Source organism: Vibrio qingdaonensis, from assembly GCF_026191675.1.
Taxonomy (GTDB): domain Bacteria; phylum Pseudomonadota; class Gammaproteobacteria; order Enterobacterales; family Vibrionaceae; genus Vibrio; species Vibrio qingdaonensis.
This window is the reverse complement of sequence record NZ_JAKRRY010000090.1, coordinates 1-3,043: the sequence shown is the minus strand read 5'-3', so window position 1 is coordinate 3,043 and position 3,043 is coordinate 1. Positions and strand designations below refer to the sequence as shown.

Annotated in this window: 4 protein-coding genes; all 4 read right to left on the bottom strand. The window is 41.7% G+C overall.

The window, feature by feature from the left end; genetic code table 11:
• Positions 1-120 precede the first annotated feature (120 nt).
• Positions 121-915 (bottom strand): carbon-nitrogen hydrolase family protein, encoded by a 795-nt coding sequence (locus MD535_RS25250; RefSeq protein ID WP_265678031.1) that lies wholly within the window; start codon positions 913-915, stop codon positions 121-123.
• A gap of 587 nt (positions 916-1,502) precedes the next feature.
• Positions 1,503-1,808: an NIPSNAP family protein gene (locus MD535_RS25245; protein WP_265678030.1), complete on the bottom strand. Its 306-nt coding sequence runs from the start codon at positions 1,806-1,808 to the stop codon at positions 1,503-1,505.
• Between the two features lie 177 nt (positions 1,809-1,985).
• Positions 1,986-2,561, bottom strand: a complete 576-nt coding sequence (locus MD535_RS25240; RefSeq protein WP_265678028.1) for an NAD(P)H-dependent oxidoreductase — start codon at positions 2,559-2,561, stop codon at positions 1,986-1,988.
• A 45-nt stretch (positions 2,562-2,606) separates the two neighbouring features.
• Positions 2,607-2,966, bottom strand: a complete 360-nt coding sequence (locus MD535_RS25235; RefSeq protein WP_265678026.1) for a MerR family transcriptional regulator — start codon at positions 2,964-2,966, stop codon at positions 2,607-2,609.
• Between the last annotated feature and the right edge of the window lie 77 nt (positions 2,967-3,043).

Genomic DNA, 3,043 nt, shown 5'->3' with positions numbered 1-3,043 from the left:
GTACCGAACGTAACATGTAACCATTGTGTTCAATTCCTTTTGATTGATGAGCACCTAACGCTAAGCTAAGTTGCAGCTAACGCAACACTGCACTCAACCTAACCACAGTAATCACAAAACTCAACCAAACTGAAAATGCCACGCGTTAGCTGTCAAATTGAGCGCCTTGTTATGTTTTGAAGCGCCCACTGTACTAAACGTGATAGTACACAATACAACACATTCCTCTACGGACTCTGAACTCGTAACCAATTTGCCTTCATTATTCCATACAGCGTTGTTGCCACAAACCGACCAGCCACCCGTTGGTGAAATATGATTACTTAGCAGTACAGGCATGCCATTAGTAGCGGCAATGTCGGAGAGCAACTTAGCATCAGTAGAATAGCCCGCTGTCGAAATCAGAGCACTCACTAAATAAACGTCAGCACCCAACCGTTTGGCTCTTTCAGCGTGTTCAGGGCATGAGAAATCAGCACAAATTGCCAACGCAACTTTATAACCTTTGATAGTTAGAAAATAATCTTCAGAGCCCGATGAACAATACTCATGCTCACCGTCATGCAGGTGCTGTTTATCGTAAAATTCGACGTTACCATCAGGATGGCAAACCACAGCGCCAATAGATGGTTTTAGGGAGTCACCAGAAACAAGCGGACAACCAACGATAACCGAAATATTGTGCTTACTCGCAGCTTGAGATAGGTGCGAAAAATTAGAAGGTAATTTGCCTAGAGCTAACTTTGCTAAGGATTTTAACTCGTAGCCCGTCAATGACAATTCAGGAAACACCACCAAGTCGGCACCAAGCGATACTGACGCTTCTATCGCAACAAGGTGTTGCTCAATATTTGCGACAATATCCTCTTTGAACACTGGAACTTGAGCCAAGCTAATATTAATTGAAGATGCCAAGTTTTCTCCTTAAAACATAACGCCCTGCTAAGTGGCGCTAACGATTAACTTACCAAGCACACTTAACTTCAAACCAAAACCGCCAAGCTTATGGCGTCCACTTGAGTAGTTTGTTAGTTGCCTACGCCCCTATTCTCTTATTTGCACCAAGGTGCTCATTGCTTGCCGCAAACTAAATTACTATCACCACGCAGTACTTGATAGCTGACAGAACTGACATCTTTCGATTAATGCGAGTTGGCGCGAAAAAGAAACCACCGAAGTCACTGAAAAACGGGTTAAGGAAGATGTTACTTTCGTTGCTCACGGACGGACACAAAAAGCAGTGCCGCGAAACCTCGAGGGCTAAAGCGAACGACTAATTGGTGCTGCCACCGGAAAGAACGTTAAGCAGTGGGGCTTGTCGCCGCATAGCTAAAGGGACAATGATTTGACCACTAAATTTCTAAGTGCAACTAACGCCCGCTTAAGTTGTGAGTTACGCACCACTGAAGCCGAATTTTAAACCGTAATCACCCAAACCAAAATTAACACCAAAACCGCCAAGCGTTACGAATCAACTTGAAGCGATTGTTAGGTGCGTACTATCAGTTAAACACTGGTCTAAAGAAACTACGTTCTACACTTAAAACACAGCGTGTATCGTCTGCAAACTTAAATGCTTTAATACACTCACTATCAGCTAGTGACTTATTACGGTACGCCTCGTAGTCCGCTAGACTTGGAAAAGTAAATAGCGCTAGAGCTACGTTATTTTCACCCTCTGAAGGTAGAAAATACCCGTTATGCTGCCCACCTAATCGGGTAACCAACGGTATCCATATTTTTGCATACTCTTCAAACTCAGATACTTTGAAAGGGTCGATAATATACCGAACGTAACATGTAACCATTGTGTTCAATTCCTTTTGATTGATGAGCACCTAACGCCCGGTTAAGTGGTGAGTAACGCACCACCGAACCAAATTTAAACCACCGTAATCACACAACCCCAAATTGACGCAAAAAATGCCGAGCGTTACGAATCCACTTGAACCGTTTGTTAGTTGCATTTTTCACATAGGTATAATTTATAGGAGCTTACCCGCTTGTTTAGAAACTTTACTTAGCCATTTCTGCCTTGTCTCAGAACTTGATCCTACAACTGGGCCAAAGTAGGTAGCCGAGTGATTTTTTATACCAGAGAAATCAAGGATTGACTTTTTTAATTGTTTATAAATTGCATTGCCTTTGAAATACTTATACCAAAATGGTGGTGTATCCAATGTAATATAGAGCTCTGAACTTCGCCCTAAAAGCAACTTCTCAGGGAACGCCTTACCATCGACATATTTAAAGGCAAAGTTTGGCAGAAATACTCTATCAATTAGTCCTTTAAATTTTGCTGGCAAAGTTCCCCACCAAACAGGTGTTACGATTACAATGTGCTCTGACCACAAAATTAGTTCTTGAAAGTACAATAGATCTTTCTCTAACACGGGTGATGTGTCGTACCCTCTGTCTAAGCTGATTTCGAAATCCATCTCACTAACATGAAGCAGTTTGACGTCATGTGTCAAAGCGGCTTCAAGAGCGTATTTGTTCGCTAGAGACTTACAGAAACTTTGGTTCTTTGGGTTAGCATTTATAACCAGTACTTTTTTCATAAGATAAACATCCATAGTGAAGAAAAGTACAGTTTAAGGTCTTACCTAAAGGTCAGAGTCAACCCCTTTTACGCACACATCAATCGACTGCCGATATTTCAAGATTTTTTCTCTTTGCACTTCAAGCTGTCGGATCTGACACTCAACATCTTGTTGCTTCCCAGTTAAAAAATCTCTTACTACAGCCCAATCGAAGTCATCGTTTCCATCTTTCAAGTTCACTATTTCAGAAAGCTTAATTCCAAGAGTTTGTGCTTCCTTGATCATCTTTATAAGGTTGATATTAGTATCCGAGTACACTCTATACTTTCCTGAACGTGAAACACTCAGTAAACCTAGCGATTCATATAGCCTAATTGCTCTTTGTGTTGCACCAGACAATTGAGATGCTTCCTTGATATACACTTTAATCTCCAACAATGGTGACTCATGCAACTAACGCCCTGCTAAGTGGCGCTAACGATTAACTTACCAAGCACACT

What these genes read in the sequence shown, in the direction of transcription:
- MD535_RS25245 (WP_265678030.1), bottom strand. Translation starts at nt 1,808, where the DNA reads ATGGTTACATGTTACGTTCGGTATATTATCGACCCTTTCAAAGTATCT.
- MD535_RS25240 (WP_265678028.1), bottom strand. Translation starts at nt 2,561, where the DNA reads ATGAAAAAAGTACTGGTTATAAATGCTAACCCAAAGAACCAAAGTTTC.